Source organism: Fictibacillus enclensis (assembly GCF_030123385.1).
GTDB lineage: Bacteria > Bacillota > Bacilli > Bacillales > Fictibacillaceae > Fictibacillus_C > Fictibacillus_C enclensis.
In genome coordinates this window covers 1,912,170-1,931,546 of the sequence record NZ_CP126109.1, presented here as the reverse complement: position 1 = coordinate 1,931,546, position 19,377 = coordinate 1,912,170, and the positions used below count along the sequence as shown (strand labels likewise).

The 19,377-nt window shown below is 41.8% G+C and carries 21 protein-coding genes; 8 read left to right on the top strand and 13 right to left on the bottom strand.

Translation table 11 applies throughout. The features are described from left to right. Window positions 1-28: 28 nt before the first annotated feature. Together QNH15_RS10350 and QNH15_RS10345 are read right to left on the bottom strand one after the other, a co-directional pair. Complete coding sequence (locus QNH15_RS10350) at window positions 29-148, bottom strand: GapA-binding peptide SR1P (protein WP_283894508.1); 120 nt, start codon at window positions 146-148, stop codon at window positions 29-31. A gap of 112 nt (window positions 149-260) precedes the next feature. Then, window positions 261-560, bottom strand: coding sequence for a DUF3055 domain-containing protein (locus tag QNH15_RS10345; RefSeq protein ID WP_090233082.1), 300 nt, complete (start codon window positions 558-560; stop codon window positions 261-263). Window positions 561-777: 217 nt separating this feature from the next. Between QNH15_RS10345 and QNH15_RS10340 the strand changes: the two genes are divergently transcribed. Both QNH15_RS10340 and QNH15_RS10335 read left to right on the top strand, forming a co-directional pair. Further along, window positions 778-1,200 carry a DUF1885 family protein gene (locus QNH15_RS10340; RefSeq protein ID WP_283894505.1) on the top strand — a complete coding sequence of 141 codons (423 nt, stop codon included), beginning with the start codon at window positions 778-780 and terminating at the stop codon, window positions 1,198-1,200. 161 nt (window positions 1,201-1,361) lie between these two features. After that, window positions 1,362-2,873 (top strand): glycine betaine uptake BCCT transporter, encoded by a 1,512-nt coding sequence (locus QNH15_RS10335; protein ID WP_283895527.1) that lies wholly within the window; start codon window positions 1,362-1,364, stop codon window positions 2,871-2,873. Window positions 2,874-3,259: 386 nt separating this feature from the next. On the opposite strand, the gene lpdA is transcribed toward QNH15_RS10335, so the two are convergent. The 4 genes from lpdA to pdhA all read right to left on the bottom strand — a co-directional run bounded on the left by lpdA (window position 3,260) and on the right by pdhA (window position 8,130). Continuing rightward, complete coding sequence (gene lpdA / locus QNH15_RS10330) at window positions 3,260-4,672, bottom strand: dihydrolipoyl dehydrogenase (protein WP_129476176.1); 1,413 nt, start codon at window positions 4,670-4,672, stop codon at window positions 3,260-3,262. A gap of 4 nt (window positions 4,673-4,676) precedes the next feature. Further along, window positions 4,677-5,972 (bottom strand): dihydrolipoamide acetyltransferase family protein, encoded by a 1,296-nt coding sequence (locus QNH15_RS10325; protein WP_283894502.1) that lies wholly within the window; start codon window positions 5,970-5,972, stop codon window positions 4,677-4,679. A gap of 99 nt (window positions 5,973-6,071) precedes the next feature. Continuing rightward, window positions 6,072-7,049, bottom strand: coding sequence for an alpha-ketoacid dehydrogenase subunit beta (locus tag QNH15_RS10320; protein WP_061969138.1), 978 nt, complete (start codon window positions 7,047-7,049; stop codon window positions 6,072-6,074). A 1-nt stretch (window position 7,050) separates the two neighbouring features. Beyond that, window positions 7,051-8,130 carry a pyruvate dehydrogenase (acetyl-transferring) E1 component subunit alpha gene (pdhA, locus tag QNH15_RS10315; protein ID WP_283894500.1) on the bottom strand — a complete coding sequence of 360 codons (1,080 nt, stop codon included), beginning with the start codon at window positions 8,128-8,130 and terminating at the stop codon, window positions 7,051-7,053. 532 nt (window positions 8,131-8,662) lie between these two features. Between pdhA and def the strand changes: the two genes are divergently transcribed. The 3 genes from def (at window position 8,663) to rnjA (ending at window position 11,443) form a co-directional block, all read left to right on the top strand. Beyond that, window positions 8,663-9,217, top strand: a complete 555-nt coding sequence (gene def, locus QNH15_RS10310) for a peptide deformylase (protein ID WP_283894499.1) — start codon at window positions 8,663-8,665, stop codon at window positions 9,215-9,217. Window positions 9,218-9,559: 342 nt separating this feature from the next. Beyond that, window positions 9,560-9,769 (top strand): DNA-dependent RNA polymerase subunit epsilon, encoded by a 210-nt coding sequence (locus QNH15_RS10305; RefSeq protein WP_283894498.1) that lies wholly within the window; start codon window positions 9,560-9,562, stop codon window positions 9,767-9,769. A gap of 3 nt (window positions 9,770-9,772) precedes the next feature. Continuing rightward, window positions 9,773-11,443, top strand: coding sequence for a ribonuclease J1 (rnjA, locus tag QNH15_RS10300; protein WP_283894496.1), 1,671 nt, complete (start codon window positions 9,773-9,775; stop codon window positions 11,441-11,443). 52 nt (window positions 11,444-11,495) lie between these two features. Here rnjA and QNH15_RS10295 read toward each other — a convergent pair whose 3' ends face one another. Together QNH15_RS10295 and QNH15_RS10290 are read right to left on the bottom strand one after the other, a co-directional pair. Next, window positions 11,496-12,155 carry a potassium channel family protein gene (locus QNH15_RS10295; RefSeq protein WP_061971558.1) on the bottom strand — a complete coding sequence of 220 codons (660 nt, stop codon included), beginning with the start codon at window positions 12,153-12,155 and terminating at the stop codon, window positions 11,496-11,498. 162 nt (window positions 12,156-12,317) lie between these two features. After that, a complete protein-coding gene (locus QNH15_RS10290; protein WP_129476188.1) occupies window positions 12,318-12,866 on the bottom strand; it encodes a peroxiredoxin in 549 nt (182 codons plus the stop codon). Window positions 12,867-13,109: 243 nt separating this feature from the next. On the opposite strand from QNH15_RS10290, the gene QNH15_RS10285 reads away from it, so the two are divergent. Both QNH15_RS10285 and QNH15_RS10280 read left to right on the top strand, forming a co-directional pair. Continuing rightward, window positions 13,110-13,958 carry a mechanosensitive ion channel family protein gene (locus QNH15_RS10285; protein ID WP_283894492.1) on the top strand — a complete coding sequence of 283 codons (849 nt, stop codon included), beginning with the start codon at window positions 13,110-13,112 and terminating at the stop codon, window positions 13,956-13,958. Between the two features lie 62 nt (window positions 13,959-14,020). After that, window positions 14,021-14,224 (top strand): ChaB family protein, encoded by a 204-nt coding sequence (locus tag QNH15_RS10280; RefSeq protein ID WP_129476193.1) that lies wholly within the window; start codon window positions 14,021-14,023, stop codon window positions 14,222-14,224. Window positions 14,225-14,249: 25 nt separating this feature from the next. On the opposite strand, the gene QNH15_RS10275 is transcribed toward QNH15_RS10280, so the two are convergent. The 5 genes from QNH15_RS10275 to ccpC form a co-directional block, all read right to left on the bottom strand. Beyond that, entirely contained in the window at window positions 14,250-15,554 is a 1,305-nt protein-coding gene (locus QNH15_RS10275) for a hemolysin family protein (protein WP_283894491.1), read from the bottom strand. A 149-nt stretch (window positions 15,555-15,703) separates the two neighbouring features. After that, a complete protein-coding gene (locus QNH15_RS10270) occupies window positions 15,704-15,949 on the bottom strand; it encodes a YkuS family protein (RefSeq protein ID WP_061969120.1) in 246 nt (81 codons plus the stop codon). A gap of 116 nt (window positions 15,950-16,065) precedes the next feature. Beyond that, on the bottom strand, window positions 16,066-17,190 hold the full coding sequence (locus tag QNH15_RS10265; RefSeq protein ID WP_061969118.1) for an N-acetyldiaminopimelate deacetylase: 1,125 nt from the start codon (window positions 17,188-17,190) through the stop codon (window positions 16,066-16,068). A 26-nt stretch (window positions 17,191-17,216) separates the two neighbouring features. After that, entirely contained in the window at window positions 17,217-17,933 is a 717-nt protein-coding gene (gene dapD, locus QNH15_RS10260) for a 2,3,4,5-tetrahydropyridine-2,6-dicarboxylate N-acetyltransferase (protein ID WP_283894490.1), read from the bottom strand. 75 nt (window positions 17,934-18,008) lie between these two features. Continuing rightward, a complete protein-coding gene (gene ccpC, locus QNH15_RS10255) occupies window positions 18,009-18,869 on the bottom strand; it encodes a transcriptional regulator CcpC (protein WP_129476199.1) in 861 nt (286 codons plus the stop codon). A gap of 131 nt (window positions 18,870-19,000) precedes the next feature. Between ccpC and QNH15_RS10250 the strand changes: the two genes are divergently transcribed. Continuing rightward, on the top strand, window positions 19,001-19,372 hold the full coding sequence (locus QNH15_RS10250; protein WP_283894489.1) for a VOC family protein: 372 nt from the start codon (window positions 19,001-19,003) through the stop codon (window positions 19,370-19,372). The last annotated feature ends 5 nt before the right edge of the window (window positions 19,373-19,377 follow it).

Sequence of the window (19,377 nt, the reverse complement as noted above, 5' to 3'; positions counted from 1 at the left end):
TTTTAGTATGCCGGGTCCTTTAACTTCCCTATTTTTTTTCGTTTTTGCTTGAGCAGTTCGGGCATTTATTGGAATATAACTTCGTTACTTTTTCATCTTCAAAATGTTCAATAGTGTTGTCACATGTTTGGCAAATGATTTCTCCCATCACAAAACATCTCCTTTTCATGTAAGCGCTTTTATTCTTATCTCTATAATATTATGTCACATTCATTTTGTCAACCTTTAATTAGTGTGTCATATTTATTGAATTAGGATAATTAATCATATTGTTCAGAAGCAGGTATATGGGGAACCGACTCTTCAAAAAATAAGGACAAATCTTTCGCTTCCTTTAAAGAATGAATTTGGAATACCCGTTGCAAGTACTCATAATTTTGCAAGTCATTGGCATCTAAAAGTGCAGAACGCCCTGTCTGCATACAGATGACCAGCGGCTTTCCGAAAAACATATTAGTGTGAACAATTCCAAAATCATAACGAACATCTTCCGTTGTAAAACCAACGAACCTGACCCCCACATTTTCTTGTTCATCGTATAGCTTTTCAAAAATTTCCACAGTAACCCCTCCTTTAAATTCATTCGTAAAACGGGCTGCTATGCTTGCAATATATCACAACTATATTCGCTGAAATGTGTTTTATAACATCTTGCAATTTATATCTTTTTCCCCTCTGACTCCACACATAAACCTTTATTGTCAAAATATTTTAAATAATGATAAACTTAAAGGTATATTATATAATGGATGATTTTAAAGAAAGCGGGGATTCGCCTTGCAGGAAAATGCTTATATTAAGTTAGTGCCGGCTTCAAAGCAACAAACCATTTCAATCGATGAAGTAAAGGATCTCTTCCATTATTACAAGGACATCACCAGCAAAACCGGTTCCCAGCTGGGTTGGCAATACGGGGAATCAGCTTTCCCCTACACCATTGAAGAGAAGAGCCATGCAAAAGGCCAATGGTTTTATTTAAACAGCAATGATAAAATGCGGTTTAAATACATTATGGTTGGGGTAGATAATGAAGCAGGATCCCGTTCGTCCATCCCCTATATTCAAGTTACCCTTCCTGAAGGATTTACCCATGGTGATAAAGGAAAAGCAAATGAATTCTGCAAGTTCCTGGCTAAGCATCTGGATGCCGAGCTTCATTTATTTAATGGAAGGATTATGTACTACTATAAAAGAAAATAAAACGGGTTAACATCACAGGTGTAATTTTAATGGGCGAAGTCCTACCTTTTGGTTAGACTTCTTTTTTTATGTTCGATATCCTATTAACTTGGGGGATGAAGGCAATACTATGAATGGACCTGAAACTAAAAAAAATTTCTTTAGTAAAGGTGTGAAACATTATCAAAAAATCGAACACAGTTTTTATCGTATCCTTAATCATATCATTAATATTTATTGCTCCAGGCATAATTGCTCCTAAACAATTTGCCGAGAAAGCAACTGCGGTTCAAAATTTCCTTCAGGATAAATTCGGCTGGTTTTATCTTTTGTCTGCAACCGCCTTCCTCGTTTTCGTCCTTTTCCTTGCATTCAGCAAGTTTGGAAGAATTCGTTTAGGAGATCCTGATGACCGTCCAGAATACAGTACGATTACCTGGTTTGCCATGCTGTTCAGTGCAGGGATGGGTATTGGTCTTGTTTTCTGGGGAGTGGCGGAGCCGATCAGCCATTATTTTACTCCGCCAAGTGGCGAGGCTGCCAGCCCGCAGGCTGCACAAAATGCTCTTCGCTACAGCTTTTTCCATTGGGGACTCCATCCGTGGGGAATTTATACCTTAATTGGATTATCACTGGCCTACTTTAAATTCCGAAAAAATGCGCCTGGATTAATTTCCGCCATTTTCACCCCGCTTATTGGAGACCGGGTCAATGGGCCAATCGGAAAAACTATAGATGTAATTGCCGTTTTCGCCACTGTCTTTGGTGTGGCCACTTCGCTTGGTCTTGGAGCTATTCAGATCAGTGGAGGGATATCTTACTTAACAGACGTCTCAAATAACTTTCAAACACAGTTTATCATTATTATCATCGTTACTTTCCTATTTATGTTCTCCGCTCAGACGGGCCTGGATAAGGGTATTAAATATTTAAGTAACACGAACATCATATTAGCTATCCTTTTAATGGTTGCATTGCTCTTTGCAGGCCCAACCAATTTCATTATGGATGCTTTTGTCCAGTCTCTAGGGAGCTACCTTCAATTCCTTCCAAGCATGAGCTTTAACCTTAGTACATTCAATCCAGAAAATTCTTCCTGGATTCAAAGCTGGACCGTCTTTTACTGGGCATGGTGGATTGCATGGGCACCATTTGTTGGTACCTTTATTGCACGAGTTTCAAAAGGAAGAACAATCCGGGAGTTTATCATTGGAGTCCTTTTGGTTCCGACCATTTTTGGCGCACTTTGGTTTTCTGTCTTCGGCGGAACAGCGATCAACCTGGAAATGTTTCATGATTTCCATATTAATGACATCATTAACAAAGAAGGATCTGAAGTTGCTCTGTTTGCAATGCTTGGCCATTTGCCATTGGGTAATGTCATGTCGGTGATTGCAATCCTGTTAATCGCCACATTCTTTATTACATCTGCGGACTCAGCAACATTTGTTCTTGGCATGCAGACCTCCAACGGCAGCCTTTATCCGCCAAATAAAATCAAATTTGTCTGGGGAATCGTTCAGGCAGCCACAGCTGCTGTTCTTCTCTGGTCAGGAGGACTACAGGGACTTCAGACCGCTGCAATTATCGCTGCCTTCCCCTTTGCCTTTATCCTTATTGCAATGATGTTCTCAATGGTAAAAACATTGCGTGAAGAACTCGCCAGCATAAGAAAATCAGAGCAAAAAAGGTAAAGACAGCATTGTCAATTTTGTTAAAAGAAATAAAACGGATGAACATAACGTACTTTTTAAAGCAGAAAATGTTGACTGACACACCCTTACAGATACCAAATAGGAAAAGTACAAAAACATGAAAAACAACATCACTTCAAAAAATGACCTGTCGTTTTGAGAAAGTTCAATGACTGTAAAATAACCTGCCCATAAAAGTACATGAAGCAGCGTCAATAAGCTAAAGGTTCTCATAGACATCCCCCTTTCCTACTTTATGCTTCATGGTGGCAGTCAACCCATAAATAGGATAAATAGCGGCTCCTGTTTCCCAAGGACCGCTTTTTTCATGTGAATTATGCAACAAAAAAACCTTCCCAGCCGGAAGGTTTTTTCTATAATAACTATTATTTAACGATGTGAATTGGAGAACCAAGAGCAACTTCGGCTGCCTCCATGGAAATCTCACCGAATGTTGGGTGAGCATGGATGGTCATTGCAATGTCTTCAGCTGTCATTCCAGCTTCAATCGCAAGTCCAAGTTCAGCGATCATATCAGAGGCGTTACCACCTGCAATTTGAGCACCAAGAAGTAAACCATCTTCAGCACGAGTGATCAGTTTCATGAAACCGTCAGTTTCGTTCATGGAAAGAGCACGTCCATTTGCAGCAAACGGGAACTTGGAAGCTTTCACTTCAAATCCAGCTTCTTTTGCGCTCTTTTCATCATAACCGACAGTAGCCAATTCAGGATCTGTAAATACTACAGCTGGAATGGCAAGATAGTCGATTTCAGAAGGATGGCCGCTAATCGCCTCAGCCGCAATCTTACCTTCATAAGAAGCCTTATGAGCAAGAGCAGGTCCTTCAACGATATCGCCGATTGCATAAATGCCTTTAACATTTGTTTGGCATTGCTTATCAATCTTGATCAATCCACGCTCAGTCATTTCAATTCCCACTTGTTCAAGACCGAGTTCTTCAGTGTTTGGACGGCGTCCCACAGTAACCAATACATAATCTGCTTCAAAGGTTTTTGTTTCACCCTTGATTTCAGCCGTTACTGTAACTCCATCTTTGGTTTCTTCTACGCCTTTGGCAAGAGCTTGTGTAAACACTTCTACATTGCCTTTTTTCTTCAGACGCTTGGAAACCACTTGGCTCATTTGCTTTTCGAAGCCAGGAAGGATTTGTTTGCTTCCTTCAAGCACTGTTATTTCAGTGCCAAAGTTTGCAAATGCAGTTCCAAGCTCCATACCAATGTATCCACCGCCGATGACTACCATCTTTTTAGGAACTTCCTGAAGAGCAAGTGCTCCTGTTGAGGAAATAACACGGTCACTCCATTTAAATCCAGGAATTTCAATCGGACGGGAACCTGTTGCAATGATGCAATTTTTGAAAGTATATGTTTGAGATGATTTTTCATCCATGATGCGTACTGTGTTTTCGTTAACGAAGTAAGCTTCCCCGCGAATGATTTCCGCTTTATTCCCTTTAAGCAAACCTTGAACTCCAGAAGTCAACTTTTTCACAATACCGGATTTCCATTCTTGAACCTTGCCAAAATCAACAGTTACGTTCTCTGCTGAAATTCCCATATCATCGGAATGCTTAGCATGTTCTACACGGTGTCCAGCATTGATCAAAGCTTTTGAAGGAATACATCCAACGTTCAAGCATACGCCGCCCATTTCACCTTTTTCGGCAACAGCAACCTTTTGGCCAAGCTGTGCAGCACGGATTCCAGCCACATATCCCCCAGGGCCGGAACCAATTACGAGTGTGTCTAATTCAATCGGAAAATCACCTACAACCATTTCTCTACGCCTCCATTACTAGTAGTTGTGGATCGTTCAATAAACGCTTAATATGATTCATTGCATTTTGAGCCGTTACACCATCGATCAAACGGTGGTCAAAGCTTAATGATAACGCAAGAACAGGTGCTACGACAATTTCCCCGTTTTTCACCACTGCTTTTTCTGCAATGCGGCCAATTCCAAGGATGGCAACTTCCGGATGATTGATTACCGGAGTGAACCATTGTCCGCCTGCTGAACCAATGTTGGAGATCGTTACAGATCCGCCTTTCATCTCATCAGCAGAAAGTTTTCCGTCACGCGCTTTAACCGCAAGCTCGTTGATTTCCGCAGAAATTTTAAAGATGGATTTACGGTCAGCATCTTTTACGACAGGAACCATTAGACCGTTGTCTGTATCAGCAGCGATTCCGATGTTGTAATAGTTCTTCCAAACGATTTCTTCATTGGCATCATCAATGGATGCATTAATTGCCGGGAATTCCCGAGCAGCAGAAACCAATGCTTTTACAACATATGGAAGGTAAGTAAGCTTGATTCCTTTATCAGCTGCAACCTGCTTAAACTTCTTACGGTGTGCCACAAGCTCAGTTACATCGATTTCATCCATCAATGTCACATGAGGAGCTGTGTGCTTGGAGTTCACCATCGCTTTGGCAATGACTTTACGTACACCTTTAATTTTTTCACGTGTTTCGTTTTGGCCCGCAGGAATTGCTTTTGGTGCTTCTTTCGCAGCAGGCGCTTCAGCAGGAGCCGTTACAGCTTCCTGATCTTGACTAGTTGTATCACCGCTCAAGAATTTTTCGATGTCTTCTTTCATAACACGGCCATTGTCTCCAGAACCGGAAACTTTGCGGATATCTACGCCTTTTTCACGTGCATATTTACGAACAGAAGGCATAGCGATTACACGCTTGTTTTCATCCACAAACTCATCAGCAGATGGTTCTGTTTTTGCCGCTTCTGTTTTTTGCTCAGGCTCAGCAGCAGGTTTTTGCTCTTCGTCTGCTTTAGGCTGTTCTGGTGCTTCTTCTGTTTCTTCAGATTCAGGCGCACTGTCGGATTCGATGGTTACAAGCACGTCACCAACAACAGATACTGTTCCTTCGTCTACTTTTACTTCAAGAATTTTCCCATCTACTGGAGAAGGAATTTCAACTACTGCTTTATCATTTTGTACTTCAAGAAGAATGTCGTCTTCCTTGACTTCATCTCCTGCTTTTACAAACCATTTAACAATTTCGCCTTCGTGGATACCTTCACCGATATCGGGAAGCTTAAATTCAAATGCCACTAACAACGCCTCCTATAGTAAAAAATTAATCATGCTTTAATGGATAAAAAGCCGAAAAAGAAATCAGAAAGATTTCTTTTTCAGACCTGTTGTTTAGCATTAGAAGTTATAAACTGTCTTCGCCTTTTCAACGATATCCTTATAATCAGGAAGCCAAACGTCCTCTGCTGCTGCAAACGGGAATACAGTATCAGGAGCAGCGACACGAAGTACAGGAGCTTCAAGGCTTAGGATGGCACGGTCATTGATTTCAGCAACAACAGTTGCACCTACACCTGCTTGTTTCTGTGCTTCTTGAACAACAATGGCACGTCCTGTTTTCTCAACAGAAGCAATGATTGTATCAATGTCAAGAGGGCTCACTGTACGAAGGTCAACCACTTCTGCGGAGATTCCTTCTTTTTCAAGCTCTTCTGCTGCCTTTAGAGAAGAGTGAACCATTGCACCGTAAGTGATGATGGAAACATCTTTTCCTTCACGTTTTACATCAGCTTTTCCGATTTCAATTGTATATTCTTCTTCCGGAACTTCGCCACGGAAAGAACGGTACAATTTCATGTGCTCAAGGTATACAACCGGATCATTGTCACGGATTGCAGAAATTAACAAACCTTTTGCATCGTATGGTGTAGAAGGAATAACGACCTTAATACCAGGAGCCTGAGCCACAAGACCTTCGAGGTTGTCCGCATGAAGCTCAGGAGTTTTTACGCCGCCGCCAAATGGTGAACGGATCGTGATTGGAGAGTGGTATACTCCTCCAGAACGGTAACGCATACGTGCAGCCTGAGCCACCACGGAATCCATTACCTCAAAAACAAAACCGAAAAACTGAATTTCCATAACTGGGCGGAAACCAGTTAGTCCAAGTCCGATCGCCAGACCGCCGATTCCGGACTCTGCAAGCGGAGTATCGAATACACGATCTTCGCCAAACTCGGATTGAAGGCCTTCTGTCGCACGGAAAACTCCGCCGTTTTGACCAACATCCTCACCGAATACAACAACATTTTCGTTGTTTTTCAATTCAGTGCGCATTGCATCTGTGATTGCTTGAATCATGGTCATTTGAGCCATATTACTTCGACTCCTTTGCTTTGTATTCTTCAAGTTGCTCTTTAAGATTGTGAGGAAGCTCTTCGAACATAAAGCCGATTAGATCAGTTACTTTCTGTTTTGGAGCTGCATCGGCTTTTTTGATCGCAGCTTTAATATCATCCTTCGCCTGATCAATTACTTTATTCTCTTGCTCTTCAGACCAAAGTCCTTTTCCTTCAAGGAAGGTGCGGAAACGAACAAGAGGATCTTTCTTCGTCCATTCACTGTCAAGGTCTTCTGTACGGTACCGTGTAGGATCGTCTCCAGCCATAGTATGCGGACCATAACGGTAAGTAAGAGTTTCGATTAATGTTGGACCGTCTCCGTTTAATGCGCGCTCACGTGCCTGCTTGACTGCAGAATAAACAGCGAGTACGTCCATTCCATCCACTTGGATTCCTTCGATACCTGCTGCAACCGCTTTTTGAGCAATTGTTTTTGCTGCGGACTGCTTTTCTACTGGAACAGAGATCGCGAAACGGTTATTTTGCACAACAAAAATCGTCTGTGCATTATATGCTCCAGCAAAGTTCAAACCTTCATAGAAGTCACCCTGGGAAGCTCCGCCATCACCTGTGTAAGTAATAGCAACATTCTTTTTGCCTTTTTTCTTAAGTCCGACACCGACACCAGCTGCTTGAATAATTTGTGCACCGATGATGATTTGCGGCATAAGAACATTTACGCCTTCCGGAATTTGGCCGCCTCCGAAATGTCCACGGGAGTATAGAAAAGCTTGATATAACGGCAGTCCGTGGAACACGATTTGCGGGATATCACGATATCCTGGAAGAATCCAGTCTTCTTTATCCAGCGCATATTGAGATCCAAGCATGGAAGCCTCTTGACCTGCAACCGGCGCATAAAATCCTAACCGTCCCTGACGGTTTAGGGAGATTGCTCTTTGGTCCCAAATGCGCGTATATACCATACGTGTCATTAATTCCTGTAATTCTTCATCTGAAAGTTCAGGCATAGCAGATTCATTAACTACTTTCCCGTCTTCTGATAAGATTTTAAAGGTTTCAAATTGTTTTTCAACCTGTTCAATCAAACTCATTAACCTTCACCTCTTCCTTCCTTACACCAATGTTATCCGCCATGTATGTAATAGGCGCTTCTATTAGATTGCCCAAAATTTACCGTATACATGACATGGTTTATAAAAAAGCCTTGAAGGGTCCCGATGCACAAATCATTATTGCTGTTTCCCTATTTAACCCAGGGTAAACATTAAGCTTGTACACCCTTCCTTTATATAAGGGCTTTCATAAACTGTATTACTATTTTTTTGAATATAGAGTAATACAATCATCTTAAACACATCATTAGTTTACACCTTCGTATATTGACCGTCAATTGTTTAATACCAATAAGTTATTGAATTATTTTTCCCTGGACTATTGCTGTTGCACCTTTATCACAAAGCGCTGTATCACTATCTGTATTCATCTGTTTCAAAACACGTTTTTTTCAGGAAATGAGCGATCTCACCTCCTTTTTCTAGCGTTTCGGACTCATAAATATGGTAGAATACAGAAAAAGCGATTGTCATATGAATAAGAGAAATCACCATAATGGGAGGAAAACCTATGCTAACCATGAAAGATATTGTCCGAGAAGGCAACCCCATTCTTCGCGAGAGGGCAACAAACGTTGAACTTCCTCCTCAGCAAGAGGATATTCAAATTGCGAAAGAAATGCTTAAGTTTTTAAAAAACAGTCAAAATCCCGAGCTGGCACAAAAATACAACCTTCGGCCTGGAGTAGGTCTCGCATGCCCACAGATCGGAATTCCCAAACGGATCATCGCAGTACATACCGAGGATGATCAAGGTGAATTATACAGTTATGCTCTTTTCAATCCGAAAATTGTCAGCCACTCCGTTAAAGTCACCTATCTCGAAGGTGGCGAAGGTTGCCTTTCAGTTGACCGAGATGTTCCCGGGTATGTTCCGCGCTACGCGAAAGTTACCGTCAGGGGAACTACAATAAAAGGCGAACAAGTCGATTTAAAATTAAAAGGCATGCCCGCCATTGTGTTTCAACATGAGATTGATCATCTTGACGGCATTATGTTCTATGACCGCATTAATAAAGAGAATCCTTTTACACCCCCTTCCACTGTAATCCTGAACCGAGCATAAAGAAAATCCCTGTCCATGTGACAGGGATTTTTTTGTCTATTCCACTATTTTCCTCGCAATCTGAAAAAAACAGGCGGCATACTATAACCAATTATAAAAAAAGGACGGTTATGACCACATGAAAAGGAAACGACGAATCATCAACAGATTAAAAAAACTCATTCATGAATATCCTTGCCTTAATCCAAAAAAAACGCGCATTTTGCTTTCGATCATCGATAAAATTCCCTGTATTTCCGCCTGTCATCGTGCCAATAATGAAAAAAACATGAAAAACATGCTTATTTCATTTATAATAGAACGAAGATATTGTTAATACTAGCACGGTAAGGAGACGAAAAAATGATTTTTAAAGTTTATTATCAAGAAAACAAAAATGAGGTACCTATTCGGGAGAACACTAAATCTCTATATATGGAGTCAACCTCCATTGAGGAAGTACGAAAAAATCTTGCGAGTTCAAATTTTAATATTGAGTTTGTTCAGGAGATTAAAGGGAAATTCTTAGAATATGAGCAACAATCAGACTCTTTTGAAGTGGAGAAAAGATAATTTATGAAATTTGTTAAAAACCATCAAACTGCAGTCTTTGCCCTCGGCGGCATGGGTGAGATTGGAAAGAATACGTACGGTATTCAATTTCAAGACGAAATCATCCTCATCGACGCAGGAATTAAATTCCCGGAGGACGAGCTGCTTGGCATTGACTACGTGATCCCGGATTATACGTACCTGGTGAAAAATGAAGACAAGATCAAAGGGCTTTTCATTACCCACGGCCATGAAGACCACATCGGAGGAATTCCCTACCTGCTTCGTCAGGTTAATATTCCGATTTATGGCGGAAAGCTTGCCATTGCACTGATTAAAAACAAACTTGAAGAACATGGTTTGCTAAGACGGGCAAAATTATATGAAATTACCGAGGACCAGGTAATTAAATTCAGAAAAACATCCGTTTCGTTTTTCCGAACCACTCACAGCATACCGGAATCGTTCGGAATTGTTGTGAAGACACCTCCCGGGAATATTGTACATACCGGCGACTTCAAGTTTGATTTTACCCCGGTCGGCGAACCGGCAGATTTAACAAAAATGGCCGAGATCGGAAAAGAGGGTGTTTTGTGCCTTCTTTCCGACAGCACCAATGCTGAAGTTCCGGGCTTTACAATGTCCGAACGCCGCGTGGGTGACAGCATCAATGATATTTTCCGAAAAGTGAACGGCCGGGTGATTTTCGCTACGTTTGCTTCTAACATCTACCGCCTGCAGCAGGTAGTGGAAGCTTCTGTACAAAATAACAGAAAGATCGCTGTCTTTGGCCGGAGCATGGATTCAGCCATTACCATCGGGCAGGAACTTGGATTTATAAAGGCTCCAAAAGGCACCTTTATCGAGTCTTCTCAAATTAACAGGTTACCAGATAACCAAGTCACGATTCTGTGTACAGGAAGCCAGGGAGAGCCGATGGCGGCACTTTCCAGAATTGCTAACGGGACCCACCGTCAAATTCAAATTATCCCTGGGGATACGGTCGTATTCTCTTCTTCTCCAATCCCAGGAAATGCATTAAGCGTAAACAAGACAATCAACCAGCTGTTCCGTGCAGGCGCTGAGGTGATTCATGGATCCCTCAATGATATCCATACCTCCGGTCATGGGGGCCAACAGGAACAGAAGCTGATGCTCCGATTAATGAAGCCGAAGTATTTCCTTCCGATTCACGGAGAATACAGAATGTTAAAGATGCACATTAATCTTGCCACGTCTTGTGATGTTCTGCCTGAGAATTGCTTTACGATGGATAATGGCGAGGTTTTGGCCTTATCGAGCAATGAAGCATCCGTCGCAGGAAAGATCCCTTCTGGATCTGTTTATGTAGACGGAAGCGGTATTGGAGATATTGGAAACATTGTTCTCCGAGACCGTAAGATTCTTTCCGAAGAAGGTTTAGTTGTTGTTGTTGTCAGCCTCAATATGAAAGAATTTAAAATTGAAGCTGGCCCTGATATTATTTCCAGAGGGTTCGTCTACATGAGAGAATCCGGCGATTTGATCAATGATGCACAAAACCTTTTGAATCAGCACCTGAATGGTCTTATGGAAGAAAAACGAACAAGACAATGGTCTGAAATTAAAAATGAAATCACCGATGTCCTTTCACCATTTCTTTACGAAAAAACCAGAAGGCGTCCGATGATCCTACCGATTATTATGGAAATCTAATGAATAAAAGCATGAGAGGAAAATTCCCCTCATGCTTTTTTTGATCGATTGATCATGCCATCAAATTATCTTCGAGCCGGTTGATATCCTTTTCTGCACCAATGACAATCAAAACATCGCCTTCCTGAACAGGCTGGTTGGCATGCGGTGAAACAATGACTTCATGGTCTCTTTTGATAGCGACCACATTGCAGCCGTACTTTGCCCGAATATCCATTTCTAACAGGGATTTTCCTTCTATCTTGCTTCCGGCCACCATTTCAACGATACTGTACTCATCCGATAATTCCAGATAGTCAAGAACACTTTTTGAAACCACCTGATGGGCAATTCGTATACCCATATCACGTTCAGGATGAATAATGCGGTCCGCACCAATTTTTAATAACACCCGTTCATGATAATCATTCTGTGCCTTCACCGTAATTTTATCAATACCCATGTCTTTAAGAATGAGCGTGGTCAAGATACTGGATTGAAGGTTCTCCCCGATCGCTACAATGACATGCTCAAAGTTTCGAACTCCCAAACTCTTGAGCACCCCTTCATCCGTTGAGTCCGCGACCACAGCATGAGTAGCGATTGAAGAATACTCATTTACCCGGTCTTCATCCATATCGATCCCGAGCACTTCCATCCCCTGCTCAACCAATGCCCGGACAACCCCTCCACCAAACCGGCCTAGCCCTATTACGGCATACTGCCGTTTCACCTGTCGTTTTGCCACATTAATTCCTCCAGCATATCATGTACTATTTTTTATTTAGCATATCACATTGTCCCCTCTTCACAAAACTACCATTCTCAATGCATTGAGAATAAACAAAAAAAAATGGCCAAGATAAATCTTGGCCATTTCCTTATGAAACAGGTCTTATACGTTAAGTGTTTCTTGTCCTGGTTTCCAGTTTGCCGGGCAAAGTCCGCCAGTTTGAAGTGCTTGAAGTACACGCAATGTCTCGTCCACATCACGGCCGATATTGTTGTGGTTAACTACTGCATACATTAATTCACCTTCAGGAGAAATAATGAACAGTCCACGAAGGGCAACGCCTTCTTCTTCAATCAATACGCCATAGTCACGTGCTACAACATGATTTGTGTCTGCAGCAAGTGCATAGTTAACATCACCAAGACCATTTGAATCACGTGGAGTATTGATCCACGCTTTGTGCGTATGAATAGTGTCTGTAGAAACACCAATTACTTCTGCATCCAAATCTTCGAACTCGTCAAAACGATCGCTCAAAGAAGTGATTTCAGTAGGACATACGAATGTGAAGTCCATTGGATAGAAGAATAGTACTGTCCATTTATCATTCTTCATGTTTTCTTCAAGACTTACTTTGCCAAATTCTTTGTTTGGCATTACAGCGTCCATTTCAAAGCGCGGAGCTTGTTTTGCTACCATGCGTTCTGCCATGTTAAAATCCCTCCAACTAATTAAGTTATTGCTTCACTATTATTATAATGCACCCTTACTTTTTAGTCAATGTTAAATAATAATTAATTTAAATAAGGGCCTTATAAATGACAACCATATTTACTTTCCCCCATATCATAACAAGTTAATCAAAAGAAGTGAAATAATTGGATTGCGGCGTTTACTCGGTTATACTGTTATGCATACTAAACATGTTAACAACAGAAGGAGGAGCAAGTATTAATGCCAGATTACAGAAAATTTACTGAGGTGGACTGGGCAGCTATGGCGATCAGCGCCGGAATTTTAGTGCTAAAACTCATTGCAATCTATATTATTTATATAGTCATCCGCAATATTGGAAAGAAAATCATCCGAACAGCCTTTGAACGAATGATGCATCGAAAAAACATGTCCAATTTCAGGGCAAAAACTTTGGAGACACTGGTTATCAGCATTTATACATATGCCTTAATCTTTATGGCTTTTGTCACCGTTTTTGGTCTGTTCAACATTGATATCCGAGGGCTGCTTGCAGGCGCGGGGATCGTTGGACTTGCCATCGGCTTCGGAGCACAGGGACTTGTCAGTGATATTGTTACAGGGTTCTTTATTCTCCTGGAAAAACAAATTGATGTTGGTGACTACATCACAACCGGCGTATTTAACGGGATCGTAGAGGATGTAGAATTGAGAACAACCAAAGTAAGAGGCTTTGACGGTACGCTTCATTATATACCGAACCGGTTAATCACAAGTGTAAGCAACCATTCCAGAGGCAATATGAGGGCTCTCGTTGATTTTAAAATCCCCACCACACCCCAGGTTGAAAAAGCATTGAGAATTATTAAAGAAGAAAGTCTTGTACTTCAGCAGGAGGAGCCCGCCATCCTTGAAGGGCCGAATGTTCTTCCAGTGATCGAAGAAGAAACTGGCCTAACTGTATTGCGCATTCTTGCAAGAACCGAAAACCTCAAGCAATGGAGCATGGAGCAAAAAATCAAAGACCGCCTTCATCAGAAGTTTAATGAAGCAGGTATTCAGTTGCCTTCCCCGGAAGAAGATAAAGCCGGCGAGCCTGGTACCGAATGATTATTAAAAGGGATCAAAGGGTATTCATGATATAGAATCCCATACAAAGGAGGTTTCGTATCATGCCTTATGATTCTCTTAAAGAACTGCCAGATTCAGTAAAAGACAATCTTCCGCACCACGCACAGGAAATCTTCAAAGAAGCCTTCAATTCTGCTTCTGAAGAATACAAAGAAGAAGAAACGGCTTTCAAGGTTGCATGGAGTGCGGTAAAAAACAAGTACGAAAAAAACGATAACGATGAGTGGGTAAAAAAAGAAGAGTAATAAAAAAAGGCAACAACATGTGATATCATGTTGTTGCCTCTTCTTTTTCTCTTTTTATCACTTTTAACTTTTTGATTTGATGTCCGTCCATTTCAATCACTTTGAATGTATAACCTTCGTGTTCTACTTCTTTATCAAGGTCCACATCAATTCCCTGGCTTAAAAACCAGCCTCCGATTGTATCAAGATCCGAATCATCAAGATCCAGATGGAACATTTCATTCACTTCGGAAATAAGTACCTTTCCTTCAAGAATGGTCACTTGATCATTTACTTTTTTGATTCTCGGCTCTTCATCTTCATCAAACTCATCCCGAATTTCACCTACGATTTCTTCAATAATGTCCTCAACGGTAACAATGCCCGAGGTTCCTCCATACTCATCCATTAATACTGCCATATGCACCCGGTCTTTTTGCATTTTTACGAGCAGCTTCTGTATCGGAAACGATTCATGGACAGAGATGATGGGCCGTATGTATCGTTCCAGCTCCTCTTCTTCATTGGTTACATGTTCATTAAAGAATTCCTTTATGTTCACCAAACCAATAATATGGTCTTTATCCTCATCGGCAACCGGATATCGCGTAAACTTTTCCCCTCTCATGATATCAAGGTTTTCCCAAAAGGTATTTTCTTTATATAAACAGACAATCTCGGTACGGGGAACCATAATTTCCTTCGCCAGTCTGTCATCAAACTCAAATATCCGGTTTACATAACGGTATTCGGATTGGTTGATTTCCCCGCCCTCAAAGCTTTCGGATAGCAGGTGGCGCAATTCCTCTTCATTGTGGGCCATTTCGTGTTCTTCCCCGCGCTTCAGTCCCATTATTCTGGTAAGGATCGCAGCGGAACGGTTTAAAAGGAAGATAAACGGAAACATAATAACGCTGAAGGCAATTAAGGGCCTTGCAACCGCCAAGGCAATAGCCTCAGACTTTCTGATTGCAAATGACTTTGGAGCCAATTCGCCAAGTACAACCTCAAAATACGTAATAACTGTAAATGCAATGATAAAAGAAATGGTGTGGATTAATTGCGCTGGCAGATCTACATGCTGAAAAACGGGATGAAGCAGCGTTTCCACTGTCGGTTCTCCCATTCCACCCAGTGCCAGTGATGTTATCGTAATTCCCAGTTGTGTAGAGGAAAGATAACCATCGATATTGGCCAGAATTTTTTTAACAGCTTTTGCATTTCCGTTTCCCTGTTCTGCCAGAAAATCTATTCGGGTTGATCGGACTTTTACGATGGCAAATTCAGTAGCCACGAAGAATGCGGTTATTAATATTAGGATGATAATAATGATGATATTGAATAATGCCATGTGGTTATCCCAGATCACTTATGTGACCAAGGAACGTCACCTCCTGCTGAAAAATAAGAGTAAAGATAATAAAGATTACCCTCTCCACCTAGCAGATAAACAAAGACAAATGAGGAAGGAACAGCTTAATCGCTGTTCCCCTCTGTTTTTTATTGCTGAAGCTTGCTTTGTACTGCCTGACAAACATCATCAGCACTCATACCGTCTGCGTTAATGACAGAGCCCTGCACAACTGCATTTTGCATGCCCATCACATTTTCATCCTGACCAGAGATCACACAGCAATCACAGCCGTTTGCGTCATTTTCCTGACGAAGCATAACCACATCAAAACCTTTAGCTTTTAAAGCATCGGAAACATTAGTTAAGGATTCCTCCACACCAATTCTTGCCATCGTTTCCACCTCCTTAGCATTTTTAATTTTTCCTAGGAGAAGGCGACTTATTCCTCTGACAACGAAAAAAGGACTACTCATTACGAGCAGCCCCTTATTTAATATGTTTTCTAATTTCATTTTGCTTTCCATTCGATATAAGAAACAAGCGTACGGAGAGCGACAGGAATCGCTTCTTCTTTCGGCTCGATCCTGGAATGGTGAAGACCGAACTCGCTGTCTGCTCCTAGCCAAAACATAAACCCTGGAATTTCTTTTAGAAAATAGCCAAAGTCTTCTCCTGTCATGGCTTCTTTGCAATGGTAAAATTCAGCTGTTTTTTCTCGCTCGAGGAAGGCAATGAATTCCCTCGTCAGTTCTTCATGATTGTACACCTGATAATAATTGGCGCCATAATCAATCTCGGCCTGGCAATCAAAAGACATTTCGAGACCCCTCACAAGGGATTCGATCCTTCCTTTGACCTTTTTCATGGAGTCGGAGGAAAGAGTACGGATGGTCCCCTCCAAACGGGCGGTTTCCGCAATGATATTTTGCTTTGTCCCGCCGGTAATTTTACCAACCGTCACGACGGCTGAATCAAGAGGATCAATGTTTCGTGCCACAATCGACTGAAGCTGGGTCACCAAATGGCTGGCCGCAACGACCATGTCATTGGCAAGGTGAGGATAAGCAGCATGTCCGCCTTTCCCTTTAATATCAATAAACAGCTCAGACGTGTTGGCGAACAAAAGCCCTTCTTTGACCGCAATTGTGCCAACCGGATATTCCGGAGCGATATGCAATCCGAGGATCATATCGGGTTTTTCGGACTGAAACTCTTCGCTTTGAAGCAAAGGAAGTGCCCCCCCTGGTCCTTCTTCTGCCGGCTGAAACACAAACAGCAAATCATCCTTCACCGGGTGATTGACAAAATAATCGAGCAACCCCAATGCGACGGACATATGGATATCATGTCCGCAGGCATGCATGAATCCTTTATGAAGAGAAGAAAATTCATAGGTGGTTTCTTCCTTAATCGGCAATCCATCCATATCCGTGCGATAAGCAATTGTTTTTGAAGGATGGGTACCTGACACCTTAGCAAGTAAACCAGTCTTCCATTTTTTTACGCTCAGGCGTTCTTGTGGCAGCTGAGTTATGAAATCTAGAATAAACTGCTGTGTTTTGAATTCCATAAAACCCGGTTCAGGAATTTGGTGCAGCTGTCTTCTAATGTCAATGAAACGTTGAGCTTCCATTCAATATCATTCCTGTCCAGACAAGATTAATCGTTCAGTTGACGCAATTCATGCTTAATTTCTGTTTTGGATTTTGTTTTTTCATCGATTTCTTTAATCACACGTGCAGGTGTGCCGGCTACCACCGTGTATGGAGGTACATCTTCGATGACGATGGCACCTGCTGCAACAACAGCTCCTTGTCCAACTGTAACTCCTTCAAGAATCACCGCGTTCGCCCCAACAACGACATCATCTTCAACAACAACAGGTTTTGCAGATGGCGGTTCGATCACACCAGCCAAGACGGAACCTGCTCCGATATGACAGTTTTTCCCGACAGTTGCACGTCCGCCAAGAACCACATTCATGTCGATCATAGTACCTTCACCAATTACTGAACCGATATTGATGGAAGCGCCCATCATGATTACAGCGTTGTTTCCGATTTCAACCTGGTCACGGATAATCGCACCTGGTTCAATACGCGCGTTAATATTTTTCATATCAAGCAACGGGATGGCTGAATTGCGGCGATCATTTTCCACCACAAAATCTTCAATTTTGCTTTCATTGGTTTTCAGTACGTCCTGGATTTCTTTCCACTCCCCAAATAGTACCCCGGTGTTCCCATTGATGAACGATTGAGTGTTTTCACCGAATTGGAGCCCCTCCAGATCCCCTTTTACATATACTTTTACAGGTGTTGATTTTTTACTGTTACTAATAAAAGAAATAATTTCATTTGCATCCATCATTTTCATGGTGTGTGCTCCTCCTTTAATACGTTCTGTATTGTATTAAACCACTAATTCAGCCAACATTCAAACCAAATTGTTTCAATCTTCCTTCACCAATTTCACGAAAGCTTCGACCTGTTTCAATTCAAGTGAAGCACCATGGCAGATCATCCATGTGTCACGCTTCATCTGCTCGCCATTCTTATTATGCAGCGGAACCTGATGAAAGGCATCCGCTTCACGTAAGGAGATGGAAGGCAGAATGGCATATCCAATCCCGTGAAGAGCCATCTGTTTGCATGTTTCGATCTGATCAACAATGATGGTTTTTTTCGGAGGAATGGAAAAGTGGTCCTGCCACCACTCCTGGATATCCTGATAATAGGTGGAATGGCTTTTAAACTGGATGAAAGGCTTTTCTGTTTTCTGTAACTCTTCAATAGAAGAAATATCCGTATCCACAAGGTACAGACTGTCAGAAAATAAGTGTATTTTTTCTCCCCGCCATTCCGGATTCCCTCGAACGATCCCAATATGAATCTGATCTTCATACAGATGCTTGATGATTTCACTGCTCCAGCCCGTAATGAGAGAGATATTGACCTGCGGATACAGGTTCACATATTTTTTTAACGTGTTTGGAAGCCAGTACTGCCCTATGATGGATGCCACCGCAAGCCTGAGTGTCCCAAACACTTCTTTGGAAAGGGATTGCAGTTCCTCTCTTACACGGCCTTCGTCTTTCAGCGTCTCATTAACATGGGATATAATTTTTTCTCCTGCTGCCGTGATTGCCAGCCCTTTTTGCGATCGTAGGAATATTTTTGTCCCCCAGCTGTTTTCAATGCTCTGCAAGCGCTGGCTCAGGGCTGGCTGAGAAACATACAGGCGCTCGGATGCTTTTCTCATATTTAATTCCTGAGCGAGCACTTGAAGGATTTTAAATTCAGATAGCTGCATGCTGCTCCCCCCTTCGGCTAAACTTCATAAGCAAAACTTATAAGTCTAACCTATTATATTCTATTTTTCATCTCTGCACGAAATATTTAAGATAAAAAGTAGAGATGAATCATAATGAGAGGATGAAAACCATGAAAGTAGAAGTAAAAAGCATTCACCATGTACAGCTTTGCATTCCCCCTGGTACTGAAGATCAGGCTCGATCCTTCTTTTCGGGAATCCTGGGATTTCAGGAGATTGAAAAACCCGAGAGTTTAAAACCAAATGGTGGATTATGGTATCAAATGGGAGAACAGGAACTGCATCTTGGCATTGAAAACATTCGTCTCCAAAAAGGAAAAAGCCACCCCGCATTCGAAGTGGCCCAGCTTAACACTGTAAAAAAATATCTTCTTTCCCATGGAATAGCCGTAAAAGAGGAAACTGAAATTCCGGGGTTATCAAGGTTTTCATTTCGCGACCCCTTCGGCAACCGTATTGAGTTTCTTGAAAAAACGACATAACCATA